The 23909-nt window shown below is 70.4% G+C and carries 23 protein-coding genes; 14 read left to right on the forward strand and 9 right to left on the reverse strand.

Annotated features, from left to right (window positions below; translation table 11 throughout):
* Window positions 1-14: 14 nt before the first annotated feature.
* The 3 genes from dcd (at window position 15) to BKA24_RS02900 (ending at window position 3084) form a co-directional block, all read left to right on the forward strand.
* Window positions 15-620 (forward strand): dCTP deaminase, encoded by a 606-nt coding sequence (gene dcd, locus BKA24_RS02890; protein ID WP_184214875.1) that lies wholly within the window; start codon window positions 15-17, stop codon window positions 618-620.
* Between the two features lie 147 nt (window positions 621-767).
* Complete coding sequence (locus BKA24_RS02895) at window positions 768-2420, forward strand: BCCT family transporter (protein ID WP_184220343.1); 1653 nt, start codon at window positions 768-770, stop codon at window positions 2418-2420.
* Window positions 2421-2448: 28 nt separating this feature from the next.
* Window positions 2449-3084, forward strand: a complete 636-nt coding sequence (locus BKA24_RS02900) for an NADPH-dependent F420 reductase (RefSeq protein ID WP_184214877.1) — start codon at window positions 2449-2451, stop codon at window positions 3082-3084.
* Window positions 3085-3121: 37 nt separating this feature from the next.
* On the opposite strand, the gene BKA24_RS02905 is transcribed toward BKA24_RS02900, so the two are convergent.
* On the reverse strand, window positions 3122-4558 hold the full coding sequence (locus tag BKA24_RS02905) for an MFS transporter (protein ID WP_184214879.1): 1437 nt from the start codon (window positions 4556-4558) through the stop codon (window positions 3122-3124).
* 174 nt (window positions 4559-4732) lie between these two features.
* Here BKA24_RS02905 and dnaK point away from each other — a divergent pair, with 174 nt between their 5' ends.
* The 4 genes from dnaK to BKA24_RS02925 all read left to right on the forward strand — a co-directional run bounded on the left by dnaK (window position 4733) and on the right by BKA24_RS02925 (window position 8728).
* The gene (gene dnaK, locus BKA24_RS02910) at window positions 4733-6595 is read left to right on the forward strand and encodes a molecular chaperone DnaK (protein ID WP_184214881.1); all 1863 of its coding nucleotides are present in this window, start codon (window positions 4733-4735) and stop codon (window positions 6593-6595) included.
* Between the two features lie 2 nt (window positions 6596-6597).
* On the forward strand, window positions 6598-7212 hold the full coding sequence (locus BKA24_RS02915) for a nucleotide exchange factor GrpE (protein ID WP_184214883.1): 615 nt from the start codon (window positions 6598-6600) through the stop codon (window positions 7210-7212).
* Window positions 7213-7227: 15 nt separating this feature from the next.
* Window positions 7228-8217: a DnaJ C-terminal domain-containing protein gene (locus BKA24_RS02920; protein WP_184214885.1), complete on the forward strand. Its 990-nt coding sequence runs from the start codon at window positions 7228-7230 to the stop codon at window positions 8215-8217.
* Between the two features lie 61 nt (window positions 8218-8278).
* Entirely contained in the window at window positions 8279-8728 is a 450-nt protein-coding gene (locus BKA24_RS02925; RefSeq protein WP_184214887.1) for a heat shock protein transcriptional repressor HspR, read from the forward strand.
* 45 nt (window positions 8729-8773) lie between these two features.
* On the opposite strand, the gene BKA24_RS02930 is transcribed toward BKA24_RS02925, so the two are convergent.
* Complete coding sequence (locus BKA24_RS02930; protein ID WP_184214889.1) at window positions 8774-9364, reverse strand: hypothetical protein; 591 nt, start codon at window positions 9362-9364, stop codon at window positions 8774-8776.
* 195 nt (window positions 9365-9559) lie between these two features.
* Here BKA24_RS02930 and BKA24_RS02935 point away from each other — a divergent pair, with 195 nt between their 5' ends.
* Window positions 9560-10711 (forward strand): glycosyltransferase, encoded by a 1152-nt coding sequence (locus tag BKA24_RS02935; protein WP_184220346.1) that lies wholly within the window; start codon window positions 9560-9562, stop codon window positions 10709-10711.
* 1 nt (window position 10712) lies between these two features.
* Window positions 10713-11813 (forward strand): glycosyltransferase family 4 protein, encoded by a 1101-nt coding sequence (locus BKA24_RS02940; protein ID WP_184214891.1) that lies wholly within the window; start codon window positions 10713-10715, stop codon window positions 11811-11813.
* Window positions 11814-11826: 13 nt separating this feature from the next.
* Here the strand turns inward: BKA24_RS02940 and BKA24_RS02945 are convergent, their stop codons facing one another.
* Together BKA24_RS02945 and BKA24_RS15705 are read right to left on the reverse strand one after the other, a co-directional pair.
* Window positions 11827-12306, reverse strand: a complete 480-nt coding sequence (locus BKA24_RS02945) for a hypothetical protein (protein ID WP_184214893.1) — start codon at window positions 12304-12306, stop codon at window positions 11827-11829.
* Between the two features lie 56 nt (window positions 12307-12362).
* Window positions 12363-12494 carry a hypothetical protein gene (locus BKA24_RS15705; RefSeq protein WP_281385731.1) on the reverse strand — a complete coding sequence of 44 codons (132 nt, stop codon included), beginning with the start codon at window positions 12492-12494 and terminating at the stop codon, window positions 12363-12365.
* 89 nt (window positions 12495-12583) lie between these two features.
* Here BKA24_RS15705 and BKA24_RS02950 point away from each other — a divergent pair, with 89 nt between their 5' ends.
* The 3 genes from BKA24_RS02950 (at window position 12584) to BKA24_RS02960 (ending at window position 16763) form a co-directional block, all read left to right on the forward strand.
* Window positions 12584-13552: a GlxA family transcriptional regulator gene (locus tag BKA24_RS02950; protein WP_184214895.1), complete on the forward strand. Its 969-nt coding sequence runs from the start codon at window positions 12584-12586 to the stop codon at window positions 13550-13552.
* A 90-nt stretch (window positions 13553-13642) separates the two neighbouring features.
* On the forward strand, window positions 13643-15841 hold the full coding sequence (locus BKA24_RS02955) for an ATP-dependent Clp protease ATP-binding subunit (protein WP_184214897.1): 2199 nt from the start codon (window positions 13643-13645) through the stop codon (window positions 15839-15841).
* Window positions 15842-15938: 97 nt separating this feature from the next.
* On the forward strand, window positions 15939-16763 hold the full coding sequence (locus tag BKA24_RS02960) for a UbiA family prenyltransferase (RefSeq protein WP_184214899.1): 825 nt from the start codon (window positions 15939-15941) through the stop codon (window positions 16761-16763).
* 69 nt (window positions 16764-16832) lie between these two features.
* Here BKA24_RS02960 and BKA24_RS02965 read toward each other — a convergent pair whose 3' ends face one another.
* The 4 genes from BKA24_RS02965 to BKA24_RS02980 form a co-directional block, all read right to left on the reverse strand.
* The gene (locus BKA24_RS02965) at window positions 16833-17975 is read right to left on the reverse strand and encodes an FAD-dependent monooxygenase (RefSeq protein WP_184214901.1); all 1143 of its coding nucleotides are present in this window, start codon (window positions 17973-17975) and stop codon (window positions 16833-16835) included.
* The gene (locus BKA24_RS02970; protein WP_184214903.1) at window positions 17968-18675 is read right to left on the reverse strand and encodes a methyltransferase domain-containing protein; all 708 of its coding nucleotides are present in this window, start codon (window positions 18673-18675) and stop codon (window positions 17968-17970) included. The genes BKA24_RS02965 and BKA24_RS02970 overlap by 8 nt, the downstream gene beginning before the upstream one ends.
* Window positions 18672-19850, reverse strand: coding sequence for a type III polyketide synthase (locus BKA24_RS02975; protein WP_184214906.1), 1179 nt, complete (start codon window positions 19848-19850; stop codon window positions 18672-18674). Before BKA24_RS02975 ends, BKA24_RS02970 begins: the two co-directional genes overlap by 4 nt.
* A gap of 62 nt (window positions 19851-19912) precedes the next feature.
* Window positions 19913-21253: an MFS transporter gene (locus BKA24_RS02980; RefSeq protein WP_184214908.1), complete on the reverse strand. Its 1341-nt coding sequence runs from the start codon at window positions 21251-21253 to the stop codon at window positions 19913-19915.
* Window positions 21254-21311: 58 nt separating this feature from the next.
* Between BKA24_RS02980 and BKA24_RS02985 the strand changes: the two genes are divergently transcribed.
* Complete coding sequence (locus tag BKA24_RS02985) at window positions 21312-21830, forward strand: ArsR/SmtB family transcription factor (protein WP_184214910.1); 519 nt, start codon at window positions 21312-21314, stop codon at window positions 21828-21830.
* A 14-nt stretch (window positions 21831-21844) separates the two neighbouring features.
* Here BKA24_RS02985 and BKA24_RS02990 read toward each other — a convergent pair whose 3' ends face one another.
* A complete protein-coding gene (locus tag BKA24_RS02990) occupies window positions 21845-22462 on the reverse strand; it encodes a nitroreductase family protein (protein WP_184214912.1) in 618 nt (205 codons plus the stop codon).
* Between the two features lie 139 nt (window positions 22463-22601).
* On the opposite strand from BKA24_RS02990, the gene BKA24_RS02995 reads away from it, so the two are divergent.
* Complete coding sequence (locus BKA24_RS02995) at window positions 22602-23885, forward strand: serine/threonine-protein kinase (RefSeq protein WP_184214914.1); 1284 nt, start codon at window positions 22602-22604, stop codon at window positions 23883-23885.
* The last annotated feature ends 24 nt before the right edge of the window (window positions 23886-23909 follow it).

Here is a 23909-nt window from a genome sequence, read left to right on the forward strand (position 1 = left end):
AGTAGGCTGGCCGCGTGCTGCTCAGCGACCGCGACATCCGCTCCGACATCGACGCCGGCCGGATCGGCCTCGACCCGTGGGATCCCGCGATGGTCCAGCCTTCCAGCGTCGACGTTCGGCTCGACCGCTACTTCCGGCTGTTCGACAACCACAAGTACCCGTTCATCGACCCGTCGGAGGATCAGCCCGAGCTGACACGTCTGATCGAGGTCGACCCGGACGAGCCCTTCATCCTGCACCCGGGGGAGTTCGCCCTGGGCGCGACGTTCGAGCAGATCACCCTTCCCGACGACGTCGCGGCTCGCCTGGAGGGCAAGAGTTCCCTCGGCCGTCTCGGGCTCATCACCCACTCGACCGCGGGATTCATCGACCCCGGGTTCTCGGGCCACGTGACCCTCGAGCTCGCGAACGTCGCGACCCTGCCGATCAAGCTCTGGCCCGGTATGAAGATCGGCCAGTTCTGCTTCTTCCGGCTGACCTCGCCCGCCGAGAACCCCTACGGCACCGGCCCGTACAAGAACCGGTACCAGGGCCAGCGGGGCCCGACGGCATCCCGCTCGTTCCTGAACTTCCACCGCACCGACGTCGGGACGACCGACGCCGGTGCGAAGGGGAACTGACAGGGCTCAGTCGCGCACGATGGCCTACCACAGGCTCCCGCGGCGTCGCCACGGGTGGCCGGATGCCGCGGGGTTTGCCAACCTGGAACAGTGAGCACCGAAACGTCGTCCTCCGACTCCCCCACGCGTGCGGACCGTTTCGGTCAGATGAGCACGATCGCCCGATGGGTCTTCTGGCCCGCGGCGGGCGTGATTCTCGCCTTCAGCTTGTTCGCGATCGTCTTCCCGGCTTCCGCAGAGGCCTTCTTCGGGGCGATCCAGACCTCGATCGTCAACGCGTTCAACTGGTACTACGTGCTCATCGCCGCATTCTTCGTGGCGTTCGCGGTCTACATCGGGTTCAGCCGGTTCGGTGACATCAAGCTCGGCAAAGACGATGACAAGCCGGAGTTCTCGCTCGGCGCCTGGTTTTCCCTCCTCTTCGCGGCCGGCATGGGTATCGGCCTCGTCTTCTACGGCGTGAGTGAGCCACTCAGCCACTTCGTGAACCCGCGCCCCGGCGTCGAAGGCACGCCCGCGCAGCTCGCGCAGGGGGCGCTCACCCAGACGTACCTCCACTGGGGGGTGCAGGCGTGGGCGATGTACGTCGTTGTCGGTGTCGCGCTCGCGTATGCCATCCACCGTCGCGGCCGCCCCATCTCCATCCGCTGGACGCTCGAGCCCCTGCTTGGCAAGCGCGTCCGCGGCGCGACCGGCAACGTCATCGATGCCGTCGCGCTCGTCGGCACCGTGTTCGGCGTCGCGACGTCGCTCGGTCTCGGGGTCACGCAGATCGGCTCGGGGCTGTCGGCCATCGGCGTGCCGGAGCTGAACGAGGTGGGCCAGATCGGGCTCATCTTCGTGATCTCGCTGTTCGTGCTGGCATCCGTCATCTCGGGTGTCACGAAGGGCATGAAGTGGCTCTCGAGCTTCAACCTCATCCTCGCGGGACTCCTGCTGGTCTTCCTGCTCGTCGTCGGCAACACCGAGTACCTGCTGCGCGAGTGGGTGCAGTCGATCGGTGCGTACATCCAGAACTTCGTCGGCCTCTCGTTCACCGTGAGCGCGTTCCAGGGCAGCGCCGGCGAGGAGTGGCAGGCGTCGTGGACCTCGTTCTACTGGGGCTGGTGGATCTCGTGGGCGCCCTTCGTCGGCATCTTCATCGCGCGCGTCAGCAAGGGGCGCACGGTTCGCCAGTTCGTCGCCGGCGTGCTGCTGGTCCCGACGCTCGTCGGCATCCTCTGGTTCGCCGTCCTCGGCGGCTCGGCGCTGCTGCTCGAACTCACCGAGCCGGGTTCGATGCTCACGCCCGACGGCGAGGTCGACCTGCAGGGTGCGCTGTTCCAGCTCTTCGCCAACCTCCCGGCGGGCATGGTGCTCACGGTCGGCGCGATCATCCTCATCGCGGTGTTCTTCATCACGTCGGCGGACTCCGGTGCCCTCGTCATGGGGATGATCGCGACCGGCGGTAACCCCGAGCCGCGCCGTTGGGTGCGCGTCTTCTTCGTGGCGCTCACCGCCGTGCTCGCCAGTGCGTTGTTGCTCGCGGGCGGCCTCACCGCACTGCAGACCGCCGCAATCCTCATCGCATTGCCGTTCTCGGTCGTGATGCTGCTGATGTGCTGGTCGACGGTGCTCGCGTTCCAGCGAGAGCGGGCCGCGTACGCCCGGGCGGAACGCAAGCAGTTCGTTGCTGACATCGGCGACCACTACGGCCTCGAGGTCGAGGAGCCCAACGAGCGCGGCATCCGATTCCCCGCTTTCCGGCGACGCCCCGCCGCGAGCCGCGTCGCCGTCGACGACCCACCCCTGCAGGAATAGCGCCGTCCCGGCGGCGTTGCACCCCCGCATGACACGTGTGGGAATCATCGGAGCAGGACACATCGGTTCGACACTCGCCCGCGGGCTCGTCGCTCGCGGCTACGAGGTCGCGATCAGCAACTCGCGCGGACCCGAGACGCTCGGCGACCTCGTTGCAGAGCTGGGCTCGTCGGCGCAGGCGGCGACGGCGACGGATGCCGCGGCGTTCGGCGACTGGGTCATCGTGACCGTGCCGCTGAAGGCGATCGACCAGCTCCCCGCCGAGCAGCTCGCCGGCAAGACCGTCGTCGACACGAACAACTACTACTGGGAGCGCGACGGCCGCATCGCCGCACTCGACGAGAAGCAGACGACCACCTCGCAGCTGCTGCAGGAGCGCCTGCCCGAGTCGACCGTGGTGAAGGGCTTCAACCACATCATGGCGTCGCAGATCCTGACCGACGGCCGTCCCGCCGGCACCGACGGGCGGCGTGCACTCGCAACCGCGAGCGACTCCGACGAGGCCGTGGCCTTCATCACGGCGCTGTACGACGAGTTCGGCTATGACACCGTGAACATCGGCCCGCTGCAGGACAGCTGGCGCGTCGAACGCGACCAGCCGGCGTACGTGATCCACCAGACCGCCGACGAGCTGCGCGCGAACCTGGCCCGCGCCGAGCGCTGATCATCGCGTGGATGCCGCGGTGCGCGGCATCCACGGGTCAGGCGGCGCGCTGCGGAGCAGGTAGCTTCACGAACAGCAGCATGATCAGGCCGATCAGCAGGATCAGGCCGATGCCGAGCACGCCGTAGACGATGCCCCCGAACCACGCGAGGAACAGCGACCACGCGAGGGGGGAGAGGAACGACGCGACGCGACCGGTCGTCGCGTAGAGACCGAAGATCTCGCCCTGCGTGCTCTCCGGCGTGAGACGGGTCAGCAGGCTGCGGCTCGCGGCCTGCGCGGGACCGACGAACGCGCACAGCAGCAGGCCGCAGACCCAGAACACGATCGTGCCGAGGTCGCGCAACGCGAAGACGACGAAGGCCATCGCCACGAGCCCGGTCAGCGTGATGATGATGAGCCGCCGCGGCCCGATCTTGTCGTCGAGTCGGCCCGCGAGGATCGTCGACACCCCGGCGACCAGGTTCGCTGCGAGACCGAACGCGATCACCTCGAGGAACGAGAACCCGAAGCCCTGCGCGGCGAGAACGGCGCCGAAGGCGAAGACGCCGGCGAGGCCGTCGCGGTAGACGGCGGCGGAGAGCAGGAACCAGAACGTCGGACGGTTGGTTCGGAACAGCCGTTTCAGGTGCTTCGCGAGCACGACGTACGACCGGAAGAAGCCGACGCGTTCGGTGCCGCCGTACGCGGGTGACTCGGGGACGTTGCGGAAGAGCGGGATCGAGAAGACGATCGTCCACACCGCGCACACCACGGCGACGATCTTGTAGGCGAGCGGGTTGTCCTGTCCAAGACCGAACAGAACGGGGATGCAGGCGATCAGCGCGACGACACCACCGATGTACCCGAGACCCCAGCCCAGGCCCGAGACCCGGCCGACTGTGCGCGGCGTCGACACCTCGGAGAGCATCGCGTAGTAGCTGACGTTGCCGATCTCGGCGATGAGGGCGCCGAACGCGACCGCGAGTGCGCCGAACCAGAAGTACTTCGGGTCGGCCTCGACGAAGAACAGCGAGAACTGCGCGAGCGCGACCCCGATCGTCGCGCCGATGATCCACTTCTTCTTGCTGCCGCGCGCGTCGGCCTGCTGCCCGAGCACCGGCGCCACCAGCAGGATGAGGATGCCGGCGGCGAAGTTCGCCCATCCCCACCACTCCGAGAGGTCGGTGAGGCCCTGGCAGTACTCGCTGCCGAGGTTCGCCGTCTCGTTGCAGTTCAGGTACGAGCCGTCGGCGAGCTGTCCCGACTCACGCACGGCCGGGTCGAGGAACTGGCGCGAGGTGAGGTACAGCGCGATCCACACGAACGTGAGGATCACCGTGTTGAAGGGCTGCATTGCCCAGTCCCACATCGCCCACGAGTAGACGCGCTTCCGGGGGACCGGGCGCTCCTCGAGGTCTTGGAACATCACCGGCAGGGCGCCGCTGTCGGCCGTGGCGGGGACGTCGGGGCGCCCGCCGTTGGTGCTCGTCATGTGCCGCACCCTATCGCGCCGCGTCGACGGCGCGGTGTCCGAAAAGTTGAGCCAACTCATATCAAGTTCGTTTGACAGGTGAACCGCATCTCGTTATCGTTGAGTCCACACGGCTCAGGTTGCTGAACCGTCCACGACTTTTCGACCTCAGAGATCCACACGAAGGAGACACACATGGCACGTGCAGTGGGAATCGACCTTGGAACGACCAACTCGGTCGTCAGCGTCCTCGAAGGTGGCGAGCCCAAGGTCATCGCCAACGCCGAGGGCCTTCGCACCACCCCCTCGGTGGTCGCCTTCACGAAGGACGGCGAGGTGCTCGTCGGCGAGACCGCCAAGCGCCAGGCCGTCACCAACGTCGACCGCACGCTCACCTCGGTGAAGCGTCACATGGGCACCGACTGGAAGACCCAGGCGATCGACGGCAAGAACTACACGCCGCAGGAGATCTCGGCCCGCATCCTCCAGAAGCTCAAGCGCGACGCGGAGCAGTACCTGGGCGACACCGTGACCGACGCGGTCATCACCGTCCCCGCCTACTTCAACGACGCCGAGCGTCAAGCCACGAAGGAAGCCGGCGAGATCGCGGGCCTCAACGTGCTCCGCATCATCAACGAGCCCACCGCCGCCGCCCTCGCCTACGGCCTCGACAAGGGCAAGGAAGACGAGCTCATCCTCGTCTTCGACCTCGGTGGTGGAACCTTCGACGTCTCCCTCCTCGAGGTGGGCAAGGACGACGACTTCTCGACCATCCAGGTGCGCTCCACGGCCGGTGACAACCGCCTCGGCGGTGACGACTGGGACCAGCGCATCGTCGAGTACCTGATCAAGCAGTTCAAGGACACCTCGGGCGTCGACGTCTCGGGCGACAAGATCGCCCTGCAGCGCCTCAAGGAAGCTGCCGAGCAGGCGAAGAAGGAGCTCTCCTCCTCGCAGTCGACCTCGATCAACCTGCCGTACCTGTCGCTCACCGACGCCGGCCCCGTCTCGCTCTCCGAGACCCTCACCCGCGCTAAGTTCGAGGACCTCACCAAGGACCTCCTCGACCGCACCAAGAAGCCGTTCGAGGACGTCATCCGCGAAGCCGGCATCAAGGTCGCCGACATCGACCACGTCGTGCTCGTCGGTGGTTCGACGCGTATGCCCGCCGTGAGCGAGCTCGTGAAGAAGGAAGCCGGCAAGGAGCCCAACAAGGGCGTGAACCCGGACGAGGTCGTCGCCGTCGGCGCCGCCCTGCAGGCGGGTGTCCTCAAGGGCGAGCGCAAGGACGTCCTCCTCATCGACGTCACCCCCCTGAGCCTCGGCATCGAGACCAAGGGCGGCATCATGACCAAGCTCATCGAGCGCAACACGGCCATCCCGACCAAGCGCAGCGAGACCTTCACGACCGCCGACGACAACCAGCCGTCGGTCGCGATCCAGGTCTTCCAGGGCGAGCGCGACTTCACCCGCGACAACAAGCCGCTCGGCACGTTCGAGCTCACCGGCATCGCCCCGGCTCCCCGTGGCATCCCGCAGATCGAGGTCACCTTCGACATCGACGCGAACGGCATCGTCCACGTGTCGGCGAAGGACAAGGGCACGGGCAAGGAGCAGTCGATGACGATCACCGGCGGCTCGTCGCTGCCGAAGGACGACATCGAGCGCATGGTGCGCGAGGCGGAGGAGCACGCGGCTGAGGACAAGAAGCGCCGTGAGGCCGCCGAGGTCCGCAACCAGGCCGAGACGCTCTCGTACTCGATCGAGAAGCTCATCTCGGAGAACGCCGACAAGCTGCCCGAGGACGTGAAGACCGAGGTCCAGGCCGACGTCGACGCGCTCAAGACGGCGCTCGCCGGTGACAACGACGACGCCGTGAAGGACGCCTTCGACAAGCTCAACGCGTCGCAGTCGAAGATCGGCGAAGCCATCTACAACGCCGGCCAGGCGGATGCCGCGCAGGCCGGCACCGACGCCCCCGAGGGCGAGCAGGCGGCATCCTCCGAGGAGGACGTCGTCGACGCCGAGGTCGTCGAAGACGAGGACGAGAAGAAGTAACCATGGCAGACAAGGACTTCGACAAGCCGGACGACGGCGACGAGGTCCTCGGCACGGAGGGGTCGGAGGCGCACGCTTCCGACCCCGCCGCGCAGGGGCCCGCGTCCGATGGACCCGACACCGAACCCGAGGAGCTGACGGTCGACGACATCCTCGGCGCCGCACAGTCCGACGAGGCAGCGGTGGCCGATGCTCCCGAAGAGGAGCACGACCTGCTGCTGGACCTCAAGCGGGTGCAGGCCGAGTACGCGAACTACCGGCGCCGCACCGAAGAGCAGCGCGAGGTCGAGGCGGCACGCGCCAAGGGTTCGGTCGCCAAGAACCTGCTGCCGGTGCTCGACGACCTCGACCGTGCTGAGAAGCACGGCGACCTCGCCGAGGGCAGCGCGCTCGCCGCGATCGCCGACAAGCTGCGCGGCGTCGTCGCGCGGCTGGGCGTTGAGCGTTACGCCGAGGCCGGCGACGCGTTCGACCCGCAGCAGCACGAGGCCATCTTCCAGGCGCCGACCCCGGGTACGACCGAGGCGACGATCCTCGAGGTCGTCGAGGTGGGATACCGCCTCGGTGAGATCGAGCTTCGTCCCGCGAAGGTCGTGGTCGCCGTTCCGGCCGAGTAAGAGGGAGGGAGGGCAATGGCCAGTCAGGACTGGTTCGACAAGGACTTCTACAAGGTCCTCGGAGTATCCAAGGACGTCTCCGACGCCGATCTGAAGAAGACGTACCGCAAGCTGGCGCGCACCTACCACCCCGACTCGAATGCGGGGGATGCCGCAGCCGAGGCGAAGTTCAAAGAGGTCAGCGAGGCGTACTCGGTGCTCAGCGACAAGGAGCAGCGCGCCGAGTACGACCAGATCCGCGCGATGGGATCGGGCAGCGCCCGCTTCGCGCCCGGTGCCGGTGGCGGCGGGTTCGAGGACGTGTTCAGCCGGTTCTCGCCGGGCGCAGGCTCCGGCGGACAGCAGGCCGACTTCGACGACCTGTTCGCGATGTTCGGACAGCAGTCGGGGAGCCGCTTCGGCTCGGGACGCTTCGGTCAGTCGACCGGAGGGTTCCGCGGCTTCGGCGGTCCGCAGCGCGGCTCGGACGTGACCGCGCGGACGACCCTCGATTTCTCGACCGCCGTGCGCGGCGAGACGATCACGCTGCAGGGCGACGACGGCAAGCCGATCAAGGTCAAGGTTCCTGCCGGTGTCTCCGACGGGCAGAAGATCCGCCTGCGCGGGCGCGGTCGGCCCTCGCCCGACGGCGGCGAGTCCGGCGACATCGTGCTGACCGTCGCGGTGCGTCCGCACCCGGTGTTCACGCGCGATGGGCTGAACCTCCGCGTCACCGTGCCGGTCACGTTCACCGAGGCGGTGCTCGGCGCGACCATCGAGGTGCCGACCCTGGGCGGCGACCCGGTGAAGCTGCGCGTCGCACCGGGAACGCCCTCGGGGCGTGTGCTCCGGGTCAAGGGGCGCGGCGTGCAGACGGCGAAGGGCACCGGCGATCTGCTCGCCGAGGTGCAGGTCGCCGTGCCGACGCACCTCGACGACAAAGCTCGGGAGGCCCTCCAGGCGTTCGCGGAACGTGAGCCGAAGGAGAACCCGCGCGCCGACCTGATGGCCAAGGCGCGCGAATGACCTTTCGGCGTCGCTGAACGCGCGCCACTGACAGACAGCCCGTGAGAGGAGGGCGAGGACGATGCCAGACGAGCAACTCGACGAGGACGCGCCGATCTTCGCGATCGCCGCGGCGGCCGAACTCGCCTCGATGCACGCGCAGACCCTGCGGCAGTACGACCGCATCGGGCTGGTCGTGCCCGGCCGCACGCGCGGCGGCTCACGTCGGTATTCCCTCCGTCACATCCGGCAGCTGCGCGAGGTCGCCCGGATGTCGGCGGAGGGGATCAGCCTGCCGGCGATCGCCCGCATCCTCGAGCTCGAGAACGAGGTCAGCGCCCTGCGGCGCCAGGTGCGCGGACTCGAGCAGCAGCTGCGCGCCGAGGTGCAGCAGCGCCCCGGCGCCCGCGTGTTCGCCGCCGGTGCGACCGGTGCTGTCGTCACTCTCCGCCAGGGCGCCCGCGTGCGCCGCGCGACGGAGGTCGTCCTCTACCGCCGCCCCGAGCCCGACGCCGCAGCCGAAGCCGACTGACCGGCCGGCGGGGCGGGCGACGGATGCCGCGACGCGGCATCCGTGTCAGGCGGGGTCGATGCGGAGGGTCGCGGGGCCCTCGCCGACGGTGAAGCCGTCGACCAGGCGCAGCGAACGGGCCAACTCGTCGACCGCCGGGAGGACGACGCCGAAGCGCTCGCGGTCGGCGATCACGGCGGTCAGGGTCACGAGGTGTGTGCCGGTGTCCCAGGTGTAGCTGGCGAACGGGGTCTGTCGCTCGTTCGGCGGCAGCGGCATGACGAGCTTCTCGCCGACGCCGAGAGGTGAGCCGGTGAAGTTCTCGGTGTCGTCGTACTCGATCGGCATGCTGGCGCGCGCGGCGCGCAGCTGCGGGGTGAGCTCCTGCACCTGCGCCATCGTGACGAGCAGCTCCGGGTCGTCCTTCCACACCCAGACGAGCACGCGGCCGTCGGCGCGCCGCATGAGCGCGGGCAGCGCCTGGCTCATCGCCCACGCGGCGACGCGGCTGCCGGGCTGTTCGCGTCCGAACGCGGCGTTCGCCTGCGACAGCAGCATGCCGATCGCCTTCTTGCGGGCGCGCCGTCCGCGCAGCCCGAACGAACCGGTCACCGGAACCCAACGTGCAGGGTCGGCCTGGGCCTGAAGTCTCGCCATTCCGCCAGGCTACGGCGCGCCGATGAGGCCCGGCTGACAGAAAACCGCCGCCGGTAGACTCGACCGACAGCGCAGCCGCGACCCCCGGACCGCCCTGACGCGCAGACCCTGCGCCACCCCCGACGCACAGATTGGCCCGCACCCGTGACCGTGACGCCCGAGCCCGCCGCTTCGCGCCGCCCTCTCACCATCGTGATGGCCGCCGACACCTTCGCTCCCGACGTGAACGGCGGCGCCCGCTTCACCGAGCGGCTGTCGGCGGGCCTGGCCGGCCGCGGCCACGACGTCCACGTGGTCACGCCGAGCGTCGGCTACCGCAACCACGGCGTGTTCACCGAGCACATCGAAGACCAGGACCTCACCGTCCACCGCCTCCCCGGCGTGCGGTGGGCGCCCCACGACTGGCTGCGTTTCGTGTGGCCGTGGCGTGCCAAGCACTACGCGCGGCGCATCCTGAGCGAGGTCAAGCCCGACGTGGTGCACAGCCAGTCGCACATCGTGATCGGCCGGGGACTCACCCGGATCGCCCGGGAACGCGGCATCCCGGTGGTGGCGACGAACCACATCATGGCCGACAACATCCTCGACTTCACGCTGCTACCGAAATTCCTCTACGACGTGTTCCTGAAGCTCGCGTGGGCCGACGCGGAGCGCACGTTCAAGATGTCGCGCGCGGTCACGACCCCCACCCGCAAGGCGGCGGAGTTCCTCGAGGCGACCATCGACATCTCGGGCGTCGTGCCGATCAGCTGCGGCATCGACAAGCGCAACTACACCCCCGACCGCACGCCCCGAAAGCACTCGCGCGTGCTGTTCGTCGGCCGCCTCACGACCGAGAAGCACATCGAAGTGGTGCTGCAGGCGATCGCGAAGCTCGCCCCTGAGCTGCCCGACATCACCTTCGATGTCGTCGGCGGTGGGGACCAGCGCAAGAACCTCGACCAGTGGACCGAGCGGCTGAACCTCGGCGACCGCGTCACATTCCACGGCCGTGTCGACGAGGCGACGCTGCGCGCGTCGTACGGCAAGGCCGACGTCTTCGCGATCGCCTCGGTCGCCGAGCTCCAGTCGATCGTCACGATGGAGGCGATGGCTTCGGGGCTGCCCGTCGTCGGCGCGAACGCCGTCGCCCTGCCGCACCTGATCCACGACGGCGAGAACGGCTACCTGTTCGAGCCCGGGAACGTCGACGACCTGGCCGACAAGCTCCGCCGCGTGCTCACCGCGCCACAGGAGGAGTACGACCGCATGCAGCAGGCGTCGCTCGACGGCATCGAGGCGCACGACATCGAGCGCACCCTGGACACGTTCGAGAAGCTGTACCGCGGCGAGCCGCTCGAGAGCTGACATGCGGCTGTTCTTCGACGCCCGGTACATCCGCACCGACTTCCACGACGGCATCAGCCGCTACTCGGCCGAATTGGCCGCGGCGGTCGCGGCCGCGGCATCCGAGTCCGACGTCGAGGTGACCTTCCTCATCCACGACGACGCCCAGCGCGCGTTCCTGCCGACGGATGCCGCCGTGCTCCCCTTCCACGCCCCGACGTCGGTGCGCGAACCGTTCGCGGCGCGCATCCTGCGCGCCCACCGGCCCGACGTCGTGTTCTCGCCGATGCAGACGATCGGCTCTGCGGGCCGCCGCTTCGGCCTCATCCTGACGCTGCACGACACGATCTACTACCGGCACCGCACCCCGCCGCGGAACCTGCCCTGGTACGTGCGCGTGGGCTGGCGCCTGTTCCACCTGTCGTACTGGCCGCAGCGGGTCACGCTGAACGCGGCCGACCTGGTCGCGACGGTGAGCGAGACGAGCGCCCGCCAGTTCGCGAAGGTGCGCTTGACGAAGCGTCCCGTCGTGGTGATCCCCAACGCGCCGCAGCGGCTCGCGGATCTGCTGCCGGAGGGGACCGCCGTGACGGGTGGGCCCGTGCGGAACCTCGTCTACATGGGCTCCTTCATGCCCTACAAGAACGTCGAGACGCTCGTGACCGCGATGCGCCAGCTCCCCGAGCACACGCTGCACCTGCTGTCGCGCATCTCGCCCGAACGGCGTGCGGAGCTCGAGCGCGGCGCCCGCCCGGGATCGATCGTCTTCCATGACGGTGTGACGGATGCCGAATACGCGGCCCTCCTCGCCGACCACGCCGCCCTCGTGACGATGAGCCTCGACGAGGGGTACGGGTTGCCGGTCGCCGAGGCGCTCGAGCTGGGTGTGCCGGCGGTCGTGACCGACATGGAGATCTTCCGTGAGGTCGCCGGCGGGGGAGCGCTGTACGTCGATCCGCTCGACCCCGCGGCCGTCGCGGATGCCGTCCGCTCACTCGACGAGCCCGGCCTGCGCGACCGGCTGGTCGAGACGGGGACGGCGCACATCCGCACGTTCTCGTGGAGCCGATCGGCGCAGACCCTGCTGGCCGCCGCGAGTGACCTGGCTCGCGGCGCGAAGTGACCCGCGAGGCGGATCACCAGTAGCCGAAAGCTCCCAGGGAGCTCGAGACCACGAAGCTCAGCAGCGTCGAAAGGACGAGGCCCGCTCCCAGGCCGATCCCGATTCCCCCGGGGACGGCTCCACCGCTGCGGCGTGCGGCGATCGCCCCGACGACGATCGCGGCCGCGCCGAGGATCAGCGTGAGCAGCGACGAAGCGCCGGTCAGCAGCCCGAGGCCGGCGGAGGCGAACGTCGAGTACAGCGACGAGTAGGTGAACGGCAGGATCGACCCGAAGACCACCGGAATGAGACCGAGCACGATCGCGAGGACGCCGAGTCCTCGCCCCGGCCGTGCCGGTGCCGAGGCCGGAGCGGGCCCACCGGCGTACGCCTGGCCCGGGTAGGCGCCCGGCTGACTCGGGTGCGCGCCCGGCTGCTCAGGGTAGGCGGGGGTCGAGTCCGGCTGACCGGCGGATGCCGCCGGGTCGCCCTGCGGGGTGGTGGGGTCGGTCATGGCGTCTCCTTCCGCGCGCCCCGAGTCTAGGGCGGCGGTCGGTGGCGCGGGGGAGTTCAGGGGAATCGGGGCTTCTGCGGGCGGGTGGGCTGGCGGCGGTATCCGTCACGGCGGACGGTGAAGACGGTGCCGGCGATCGCTGCGAGGGAGACGCCGGCGAGGGACGCGAGGAGGAATGCAGTGATCATGGCAGAAACGCTATGCTTGTACGCATCCTGCCAATAGTGGCAGGAGAGCCACTGCTCTTAGAATTCCTGCCAGACCGCCGAGGAGCGTCATGATCGCCACCGTCGCCTGTGTCGTCCTTCCCGGATTCGCTCCCTTCGAGTTCGGCCTCGCCTGCGAGGCGTTCGGGCTCGATCGCACCGACGACGGCATCCCGAACTTCGACTTCCGCATCGTGACGCCCGACCCGGGCGCCGTTCCGAGCAACATCGGCTTCTCGATCAACGTCGCCGACGATCTGGCGTTCGCCGACGAGGCCGACCTCGTCGTCGTGACCCCGATTCCCCGTGAGGCGTGGGACGACGTGGACCCCCGCGCGCTCGACGTCGTCCGCCGTGCGGTCGAGCGGGGCGCGTGGGTGCTCACGGTCTGCAGCGGCGCGTTCGTCGTCGCGGCATCCGGTGTGCTCTCGGGAAAGCGCGCGACGACCCACTGGCGCTACGCCGAGACGATGGCGCGGATGTACCCCGACATCGAGGTGGACCCGAACGTCCTCTACGTGCAGGACGGACGCATCATCACGAGCGCCGGCACCGCGGCGGGGCTCGACGCCTGCCTGCACCTGCTGCGGATCGAACTCGGCGCCGAGGCGGCGAACATCATCGCGCGACGCATGGTCGTTCCGCCGCAGCGCGATGGGGGACAGGCGCAGTTCATCGCTGCGCCCCTGCCCGCGACGACCTCGCTCTCGCTCTCGCCGGTGACCGACTGGATGCTCGAGAACCTCCGCCTCGATCTGTCAGTCGACCAGCTCGCCGCGCGGGCGCACATGTCGCCCCGCACCTTCGCGCGACGCTTCAAGGCCGACCACGGCACCACCCCCGCGGCGTGGCTCGGGCGACAGCGCATCCTGCACGCGCAGCGCCTGCTCGAACAGACCGACCTGGGCCTCGACGCGATCGCCTACGAGTGCGGCTTCGGGTCGGCGGCGGTGCTGCGGCAGAACTTCTCGCGCGTTCTCGGCACGACCCCGACGGGCTACCGGGCGCGCTTCGCCTGCATCGACGAGATGGCGTCGTAGCCGTCGAACCCGACCGTGCCGAGAGCCTCGGCTTCTGATAAAGTTGAGCCACTGAGACTCAAGTTTCACCCCAGCCTTTCAGGAGATCAAATGAACGCACAGCCGGCACCCGGGCAGGAGGAGCAGAAGAGCGCCCTCGAACAGTTCGGCATCAACCTGACCGATCGCGCCCGCCAGGGCGGACTCGACCCCGTCATCGGCCGCGACGGCGAGATCCGGCGCGTCAGCCAGGTGCTGACCCGCCGCACGAAGAACAACCCGGTCCTCATCGGCGAGCCCGGCGTCGGCAAGACGGCCGTTGTCGAAGGCCTCGCCCAGCGCATCGTCGCCGGAGACGTGGCGGAGTCGCTGAAGGACAAAGAGCTCATCTCCCTCGACATCTCGGCCCTCGTCGCGGGAGCGATGTACCGCGGCCAGTTCGAGGAGCGGCTCAAGAGCGTCCTGAAGGAGATCACCGAGTCCGACGGGCGCGTGATCACGTTCATCGACGAGCTGCACACCCTCATGGGGGCGGGCGGTGGCGAGGGTTCCGTCGCGGCATCCAACATGCTGAAGCCGATGCTCGCCCGCGGCGAACTGCGCCTGATCGGTGCGACGACGCTCGACGAGTATCGCGAGTTCATCGAGAAGGATGCCGCGCTGGAGCGCCGCTTCCAGCAGGTGTACGTGGGTGAGCCGAGCGTCGAAGACACCGTCGCGATCCTCCGCGGACTCAAGGAGCGGTACGAGGCGCACCACAAGGTGAGCATCTCGGACGGTGCACTCGTCGCGGCGGCCGCACTCTCGCACCGCTACATCCCGTCGCGCCAGCTGCCCGACAAGGCGATCGACCTCATCGACGAGGCCGCCTCGCGCCTGCGCATGGAGATCGACTCCGCGCCCCTCGAGATCGACGAGCTGCGACGCCACGCCGACCGGTTGAAGCTCGAAGAGCTGGCGCTCAAGAAGGAGAAGGACGACGCCTCGAAGGAGCGACTCGCCGCGTTGCGCGAGCAGCTGGCCACGGTGCAGCAGCAGCTCGGTGAGCTGCAGGCGCGCTGGGAGCGGGAGCGGGCGTCGCTGAACGCCGTCGGCGACTACAAGACGCGATTGGATGCCGCGCGCGTCGAAGCCGAGCGGGCTCAGCGCGAGGGCGACTTGGAGCGCGCCTCGCGGCTCCTCTACGCCGAGATCCCCGCCCTGGAGCGCAAGCTCGCCGAGGCGGAGAGCGCCGAACAGGCGGGCGCGGACGGCGCCGAGCGGATGGTCGGCGACCGGGTGACCGAGGAGGACATCGCCGATGTCATCGCGGCATGGACCGGCATCCCCGTCGGAAAGCTCCTGCAGAGCGAGTCTTCGCGTCTGATCCACCTCGAGTCGGAGCTGGGTCGCCGTCTCATCGGACAGAAGGCGGCCGTGAAGACCGTGTCCGACGCGGTGCGCCGCTCGCGCGCGGGCATCAGCGACCCGAACCGTCCCACCGGCTCGTTCCTGTTCCTCGGCCCCACCGGCGTCGGCAAGACCGAGCTCGCGAAGGCGCTCGCGGAGTTCCTCTTCGACGACGAGCGGGCGATGGTCCGCATCGATATGAGCGAGTACGGCGAGAAGCACTCCGTCGCCCGGCTGGTCGGCGCCCCTCCCGGGTATGTCGGCTTCGAGCAGGGCGGACAGCTCACCGAGGCCGTGCGCCGGCGTCCGTACTCGGTCGTGCTTCTCGACGAGGTCGAGAAGGCGCACCCCGAGGTGTTCGACGTCCTCCTGCAGGTGCTCGACGACGGCCGTCTCACCGACGGTCAGGGCCGGACGGTCGACTTCACGAACGCGATCCTGATCCTCACCTCCAACCTCGGCTCCCCGGTGCTGATCGATCCGACGCTGTCGAGCGAGGTCAAGCGCGAGCAGGTCATGGCGATGGTTCGACAGGCGTTCCGCCCCGAGTTCCTCAACCGGCTCGATGACATCGTGATGTTCCAGCCGCTCACCGAGTCCGACCTCGCGCAGATCGTCGAGCTCGCCGTGGACGCGCTGCAGCGCCGCCTGAAGGATCGCCGCCTGACGCTTGCCGTCACCCCCGACGCCCGGGCCTGGCTCGCCGAGCGTGGATACGACCCGCTGTTCGGCGCCCGGCCGCTGCGCCGCCTCATCCAGTCCGAGATCCAGGACCGCCTCGCGATGGCGCTGCTCTCGGGCGGCGTGCACGACGGCGACACGGTCCGGGTGGACGTCGCCGTCGACGGGTCGGGCCTCGCGCTGACAAGCGGCGGCCAGACGCCGGACGACGTGATCGAGGCGGAGCTCCTCGACGACTGAGCGCATGCCGCTCGGGCGGCCCATCGCCCGAGCGGCCTGACCTGCGGCATAGCATCGTGTGATGCGGACACCGAGGCCTCTGTGGACACGGGGGCCTGTGCGCACAGCGAGGGCTCTCTGGGGTGCCACCCATCCCGGTCCCGCCGTCGTGGTTACGGTGCTCTCCCTCGCGCTGGGGCTCGCCGCCGGCCTCGAGGCGTGGCGCGTGGTCGTCCTCGTCGCGGCGGTGTTCTTCGGTCAGCTGTCGGTGGGGCTCTCCAACGACGCCCTCGATCTGTATCGGGATGCCGCGGTGGGGCGCGCCGACAAGCCGCTCGTCCGCGGCGACACCCGTCGACAGACGGCCTGGGTCGCGGCGTTCGTGTGCGTCGTCGTCAGCCTGGGCGTCTCCCTGGTGCTGGGGCTGGGCATGCTCATCGCCCATGCCGTGGCTCTCGCCTCGGCGTGGGCGTACAACGGCCTGCTCAAAGCGACGCCGCTGTCGATCGCGCCGTTCCTGGTGAGCTTCGGGCTCTTCCCGTCGCTGCCGACGCTGTCGGCTCCCGACCCGCAGCCGGCCGCGCTCTGGGCGACGATCGCGGGCGCCGCGCTCGGCGCCGCCGTCCACCTGACGAACGTGCTTCCCGATCTCGACGACGACCGGCGCACCGGTATCCGCGGGCTCCCGCATCGCCTCGGCGCACCGCTGTCGGTGGGCGTCGCCGTCGCCGGCATCCTCGCTGCCGCGGTCGCCGTCCTCCTCGGCGGAGGCGGGTCGCCGGCGGGGTGGGTCTTCTTCGGCCTCGTCGTCGCGATCGCCGTCGGCGTCGCCGTGCGCATGCGGCGGCGCGGCCCCGACCGTACCGGCTTTCGTCTCGTGATGGCGGCGGCGCTGGTGCTCGCCGTGCAGCTCGTCGTCACCTCCGCCGCGCTCACGGCCTGACGACCGGCTCGGTCCGACTGGGTCGGCGGGCGCGCGGGTCGCGAGCCCGCGGGTCCGTGACCGCGCGGATCAGCGGGCCGCGGCGTCGAAGCCCATCGCGTAGGCGCGGGGGATCAGCGTGCCGGTCGCGGTGAGCACGGTCCCGAGCGACCGGGTGATCGCCCCGTGTGCGCGCGGCGGCACCGGCCGGCCCAGCCGCATGTTGACGGCGGCCATCCGCCCCGCGATGCGGGCCGACCGCAGTCGATCGCGCTCCCAGCGGGCGAGGTCCGCCTCGGGGGCAGAACCCGACCGAATCCACTGCGCCAGCAGCGGGGCGAGTGTCGCGGCATCCAGCAACCCGAGGTTCAGCCCCTGCCCGCCGATGGGACTGATCTCGTGCGCCGTGTCACCGATGACGAACAGGCGCCCCCGACGCATCGCCGGCGCGAGGACGCGGCGCACCGAGAACGCCGTCGCGGCGTCCACCGCTGCGGCGGCGACCGCCTCGCCACGCTCGGAAAGCGCAGCGCGCAGACGCTCGCGCCGCGCGTCGGGCGCGTCGTCGCCACCGGCATCCCACGCGACGAAGCGCCGGTGCCCGCCGGGGAGCGGGAACGACTCGAGCACCCCCGCGGGGGAGAGATGTACGACGGCCGTCTCGGCATCGTCGCGCGGGGGGACGGCGGCATCCGTCATGAGATACCGATCGGGGTACGGCGTCCGCCGGAGCGCGCCGGGGCGGAAGACGAGGTCGCGCGCGCTGACGCCGGCGGCGACGACGACGGTCGGAGCGCGGTGCTCGGTGGACTCCGAACGGACGACGACCGCGCGCTCCTCCGGACGGACGGCGACGACCTTCGTGTCGCGGACCGGTTCGGGCGCCCCCGCAGCCAGCGCGGCCTCGGTCGCCGCCTGCGGCAGGGTGGCGACGTAGGGATGCCGCGTGTCCAGCCGGTCGAAGCGCACGGTGCCCAGCAGTCGCCCGTCGCTGCGTGCTTCTCCCCGACGGACCAGGACCGCACCGGCGAGGAGCCGCTCGGTCGCGCCCCCCGCTTCGAGCGCCGCGAGCGTCGGGGCATGCAGCCCGATCGCCCGGGAGCCGGCTCCCGCCGCGGACCGCTGCTCGAGGAGCTCCACCGTGACGCCGGAGCGTGCGAGCTCTGCCGCGAGCAGGGTGCCCACCGGCCCCGCGCCGACGATCACGACGCCGGGGGCGCCACCGTCAGCCACGCCGGTCTCCCGCGTGACCTCGGCCGATCGCGAGCAGCCGGAACGGCGCGGGGGTGACGACCTGCCAGTCGCCGCCGAGCGCGGCTTGGAGCTCGTCGGCGCGGTGGCTGCGGCGGATCGACCGGAGCCCGTCGGTGCGGAGGAACGTCCCGTGCTGCAGCGGGGTGATCCCGACGCTGTAGAGCGCGTAGGCGAGGCGACCGCGCTCGATGTCGGCGTGGAAGACCGGGCCGGCCGTCAGTGCCGAGGTGTCGTCGGCGAACCCGGCGAGGTCGGCCTTGCTCAGGTGGTGCAGGACGTGATTCGAGATCACGGCGTCGAATCGGATGCCGGTGGCTCGCAGGGCTGCGGCATCCGTGGCGGCGAACGTCACGTTCGGTCGCTCCCGCTCGCGCGCCACATCGAGCGCGCGCTCGTCGGGGTCGATGCCGAGCCAGTCCACGCGGAGCCCCTCGCGCTCGGCGCGATCGGCGAGGCGGACGATGACGTCGCCTCCGCCGCTGCCGACGTCGAGCACGCGCGCCGGGCGGTCGAGACCGCGGAGCACCGGCGCCAGGTGGCGTTCCCACACCCGTCCCCAGCCGCCGATGAGCCGGTTCACGGTGTCGAATCGGCGCAGGGTGGCCGCGAGCCGCGCGGGGTCGCAGTCGGGATCGTCCATCAGTTCGCGCAGGACGGTGTCGCGGGTCCGCAGGCTCACGCCGTCTCGCTCCGTCCCGCGGTCAGGAGCGCGGACTCGAGGGTGAGGCCGGGGCCGAACGCGAGCGCGACGAGGCGGTCGCCGTGTGCGAGCGACCCCTGGAGGAAGGACTGCAGGATGAAGAGGATCGTCGCGCTCGACATGTTGCCGTAGTCGCGCAACACTGCCCGCGAGGCGTCGAGCGCCGGAGCGGCGAGCCCCAGCCCCGTCTCGACGCGGTCGAGCACGCTGCGTCCGCCGGGATGCACCGCCCACGCGTCGGCCGTGTCGTCGCCGAGGAACCGTTGCATCGCTTCGCGGACCTCCCGCCCGACGATCCGCGGCACCTCTGCGGAGAGGACCATGTCGAACCCCGTGTCGCCGACGGTCCACGCCATGTCGTGTTCGCCCTCCTCTGCCAGGGCGGTGCCGAACCGGTCGAGATCGAGCCAGCGCTCTCCGCGTCGCGCAGGGTCGGCGCTCACGACGGCCGCCGCGGCGCCGTCGGCGAACACCGACGCGGCGACGATCTGGTCGTGATCGTCCGGGCGACGGACGTGGAGCGAGCAGAGCTCGGCGCACGCGACGAGGACGACGGCGGTGGGGTCGGAATCGCAGATGCGCGCGGCCGCGCGCAGTGCCGGGACGGCCGCTGCGCAGCCCATGAACCCGAGGTGGTAGCGCTCGACCGTCGGAGCGAGGCCCAGGTCGCGGACGAGCCGGAAGTCGGGGCCGGGCGCGAAGAGGCCGGTGCACGAGACCGTCACGACGTGGGTCACGTCGCCGGCTCCGACGGATGCCGCGGCGAGGGCTTTCGTGGACGCCTCGGCGAACAGCGGCGGCGCCTCGCGGATGTAGGCGTCGTTGCGTGCGCCCGTCGGCGGGGCCAGCAGCCGCCCCGCGTCGTCGACCGTCGCGAGCGCGGCGCCCTGCGGTGAGGCCTCCGACGGATCCCCCACCGGCAGGTCCTCGATCGGCGGCATCCCCTCCGTCCCAGTGCCGCGGTCGGCCGCCGCGGCCAGGTCGCCCAGCACGGTGTGGCGGGTCTGGATGGCGGAGGCGTCGAATGCCGCTCCGATCAGCCGTCGCGTGAGCCGGTCGACGCCTGCCTGCGCCGCGAACAGGTCGCGCACCGCGCTCTGGTGCAGGCGAGCGGGCGGCACCGCGGTGCCGATGCCCAGGATGCGCGAGGTCATGCCTCACCGTAACCGGCGGTTGGGTGGCCGCGGCGACCCCTGTCGCCCGTTCGGCCGGTCGTCTATGGTGCCGCCGGATCGGGGGTGGATGCCGCGCGCGGGAGATCGCGGGTCCAGAACGGGCCGAAGGTGACGAAGACGGCCGACAGTAGGGCGCCGAACGACCCGATCCAGAGGGTCGCCGTGGTTCCGACCCAGGTGCCGAGGCCTCCTGCGAGCAAGGCGGCGATGGGCATGACTCCCCAGACGCAGAAGCGGATCGACGCGTTCATCCGGCCGAGGAGCCGCTTGGGGGTGATGCGCTGGCGGAACGTGACCTGGGTGATGTTGTAGACGAGGACGGCGAAGATCATGAGGAAGTTCTGCACGATGAGCAGCGGAACGGCGATTTCGGGCACGACCGCCGCGACCGGCAGGATCAGGGCGAACACCGAGAAGGCGATCGCGCTGAGGGGCACGGCGCGAGCCTCTCCCACCCAGCGCACGATGTGCGCCGTCGCGAAGGCACCGGCGAGCCCGCCCAGCGATCCCGCCATGAAGATGAGACCCATGACGGCGGGGGAGAGGCCGAGGGTGCGCAGGATGAAGATCGGCAGCAGCGTCGTGGTGAGGGTTGCGAAGAAGTTCGAGACTGCGGTGGTACCCACGATCCGGCGCAGGTAGGGGTTGCCGAAGACCCAGGCGAGTCCTTCGCGGATGGATCGCACGAGTGGATCGTGCGATCCCTGCACGACGACCTCGCTGTCGCGTGTGCGCAGGAGCGCGAGCATCGAGACCACGTAGGTCGCCGCCGTGACGAGGATCGCGAACGGCGCGGTGATGACGCCGATGAGCCAGCCGCCTGCGGCGGGGCCGGCGATGCCGGCGAGCTCGGAGGTCGCTTGGAGCTTTCCGTTCGCGTCGGCGATCTGGTCGTCGCGGACGAGGGAGGGAACGATGCTCTGGTACGAGACGTCGAAGAAGACGGTGGCGACGCTCATGACGAGGGCGACGGCGACCATGTGCCAGATCTCGAGCGCACCAAGCCACCAGAGCAGCGGGAGCGTCGCGAGGGCGACGGCGCGGACGAGGTCGGCCCAGATCATGACGTGGCGCTTGCGCATCCGGTCGATCCAGGCGCCGGCCGGAAGGCCGATCACGAGGAAGGCGGCGGTGCCCGCGGCCCCCAGGATGCCGACTTCGAGCTCCGACGCGTGCAGCAGGAGCACCGCGAGGACGGGGATGGCGAGCTCGGTGACCTGGGCGCCGAACTGGCTGAGCGCCTGCCCGGTCCACATCGTCACGAAGTTGCCGTCGCGCCAGAGCCCGCGTGGGCGAGCGGTGGTGTGGTCCGGCGGGTCGATCTCGTCGAAAGGCTGCGGCCCGGGTTCGGGCGCGGGGTCCGGGCCGACTGATTGGGACATGTCGATCAGTCTGCGATGAGTGATTGGGCGTTGTCAATCGCTTCGCTACGATGAGGGCATGTCAGCGCGTCACGAGGAGTGGGAAGCGGATGCCGAGGCGATCGCGAAGGCGCTGAGTTCGCCGCTCCGGTTGCGGGTCCTCCGCCTGTGCGCCTTCGACGCGCGCACCAACAAGGAGCTGGCCCTGCTGCTGCAGGTCAACCCGGGCACGATGCTCCACCACGTCCGCACCCTCGTGGACACAGGGCTGCTCGCTGCCGATCCCGAGCGCGCCGGAACGCGGGGCGCACGCGAAGTCCCGTACCGTGCGACGGGCTTGTCGTGGCGCGGACCGCGCCTCCCGAACCAGTCGGTCGTGCTGCTGGAGACGATGCGGCAGCAGCTCGCGACGGTGGATCCCGAAGACATCGACACCACGTGGCTCGGGCTGCGTCTGAATGCGGCGCACCTGCAGGAGCTTGAGGAGCGCCTCTACGCGCTGCTCCAGGAGTTCAAGGAGCGAGGGCCAGACGACGACGGCGACCCCTACTCCCTCGTCACGGTCCTGCATCCCGACCTCAACCCGCGCAGCGCGTAGCCGCGCCGTCCCGGTCAGTCGTCGAGGAGGAGGGACTCGGCGACGGGGCGCCGTGTGCGCGGTGCGGACTCGCGCTCCTGCACCTTCTCCGACGCCGAGGCGAAGTCTCCCAGCGAGCCGACCGCCGTGACCGTCAGCGGTCGCAGGGTGTCGGGGAGCGAGAACGACGCCGCGAGCGCGTCGGCGTCGAAGCCGCCCATCTGGTGGGTGAAGAGTCCTGCCGCGTGCGCCTGGATCGTGAAGTGCGCGGCCGCCTGTCCCACGTCGTAGGACGACCAGCGCAGCGGCTTGCCGTCCGCCTCCGTCGCCGCGACGAAGACGACGAGAGCGGCGGCATCCGGAGCCCATCCCTGATTGAAGCCGACGAGCGCGTCGACGATCTTCGCGTGGGATGCCGTGCCGCGGCGCGCGACGAGGAAGCGCCACGGCTGCGTGTTCGACGCCGATGGCGACCAGCGCGCGGCCTCGAGCGCCGATGCGAGGGCGTCCTCGTCGATCGGCGTCTCGCCGTCGAACAGGCGGGTGCTCCACCGCTCGGTCAGCACATCCAGGATGGGGCGGTCGGTGGTCGCGGCGCGGTCGGGCACGGGGCTCCTCGGGTCGGGGACGGGGGTCGCGCGGGGTGTGCGCATCCCTCCATTCAACCCGAGGGAACGGGCGACGGCGTCGCGCGGTGTCATCGGGAGTCACCGCACCGCGCACGTCAAGAGCCCTCCGCCGTCGGGATCGGCGCGCTAGCGTCGGGGACGACCACCCGAACCGGAGGAGCCCATGCCGACGTCCGACGACGTGCCCGCCGAGCCGCTGCTCGACGGTCGCTACCGGTTGGGGACGCTCGTCGGGGAAGGCGGAATGGCGCGCGTGTACCGCGCCGACGACGTGAGCCTCGGCCGCACGGTCGCGGTGAAACTCATCCGGCCCGGTCTCGAGGGACTCGCCGTGCCCGAGCGGGCGCGCAGCGAGATGACGGTGCTGGCCTCGCTCAACCACCCCTCGCTGGTGACCCTGTTCGATGCCCGACTGGTTCCCGGTCAGCCCGAGTACCTCGTGATGGAGTTCGTCGACGGGCCCACCCTGGGTCGCCGGATCGCGGCGGGTCCGCTGTCCGAGGACGACGTCGCCGCCGTCGCCGCCGAACTGGCCGAAGCGCTGCACGTCGTCCACGCGGCGGGGGTCGTCCACCGCGACCTCAAACCATCGAACGTGCTGTTCGCCCCGGCCTCCCTCCCCGGGGCCCGCCCGAGGGCGAAGCTGGCCGACTTCGGTATCGCCGTGCTGCTCGATGCCGCGCGGGTCACCTCTCCGGGCACGATCATCGGGACCGCGGCCTATCTCGCGCCCGAGCAGGTTCGGGGAGCGGACCCGGCGGCCCCCGCCGACGTGTACGCACTCGGTCTCGTGCTCCTGGAGGCGCTCACCGGGACCCGCGCCTATCCGCATGCCGACGGCGTCGGCGCCGCCCTCGCCCGGCTGAACCAACCTCCCACCCTCCCCGACACGCTGTCCTCACCGTGGCGCGACCTGCTCGCCCGCATGCTCGACGATGACCCGGGCCGGCGACCGACCGCCGCGGAGGTCGCGGGTGCGGCATCCGCTCTGCTGGCTGGGGTGGCAGCCAGTGCCGGGCCGGTGCTGCCCGCGGCGCCCGCGACGGCGCCGACCCTCGCCTACCCGGACAAGCCGACTGACGTGCTGCGGGAGCCGGCCCTCGCCGCGTCGGCGGCTTCCGGCACTGCGGTGACGTCGGCCTCGCGGCGGCGTTGGCTGCCGGTCGCCCTTGCTGCCGCCGCGGTGGCCCTCATCGTCATCGTCGCGGTGGCTGTGTCGGGCGCGGGGCGGACGGCTGCGCCGGGCCCGGCGCCGAGCGAGACGGTCGTCACCGAGCCCACCGACAGCAACCCGGCGGTGACGCCGGAACCCGCGCCGACACCGACGCCGCTCACCGAAAAGGAACGGAAAGAGGCCGAGAAGGCCCAGAAGGATGCCGAGAAGAAGGCGGAGCAAGAGCGGAAGAAGGACGAGAACAAAGGTCGGGGCAAGGGCAGCGACGACTGAGCGCCGTGTCCGTAGTCGGCGTTA

The organism is Microbacterium marinum (assembly GCF_014204835.1).
Taxonomy (GTDB): Bacteria; Actinomycetota; Actinomycetes; order Actinomycetales; family Microbacteriaceae; genus Microbacterium; species Microbacterium marinum.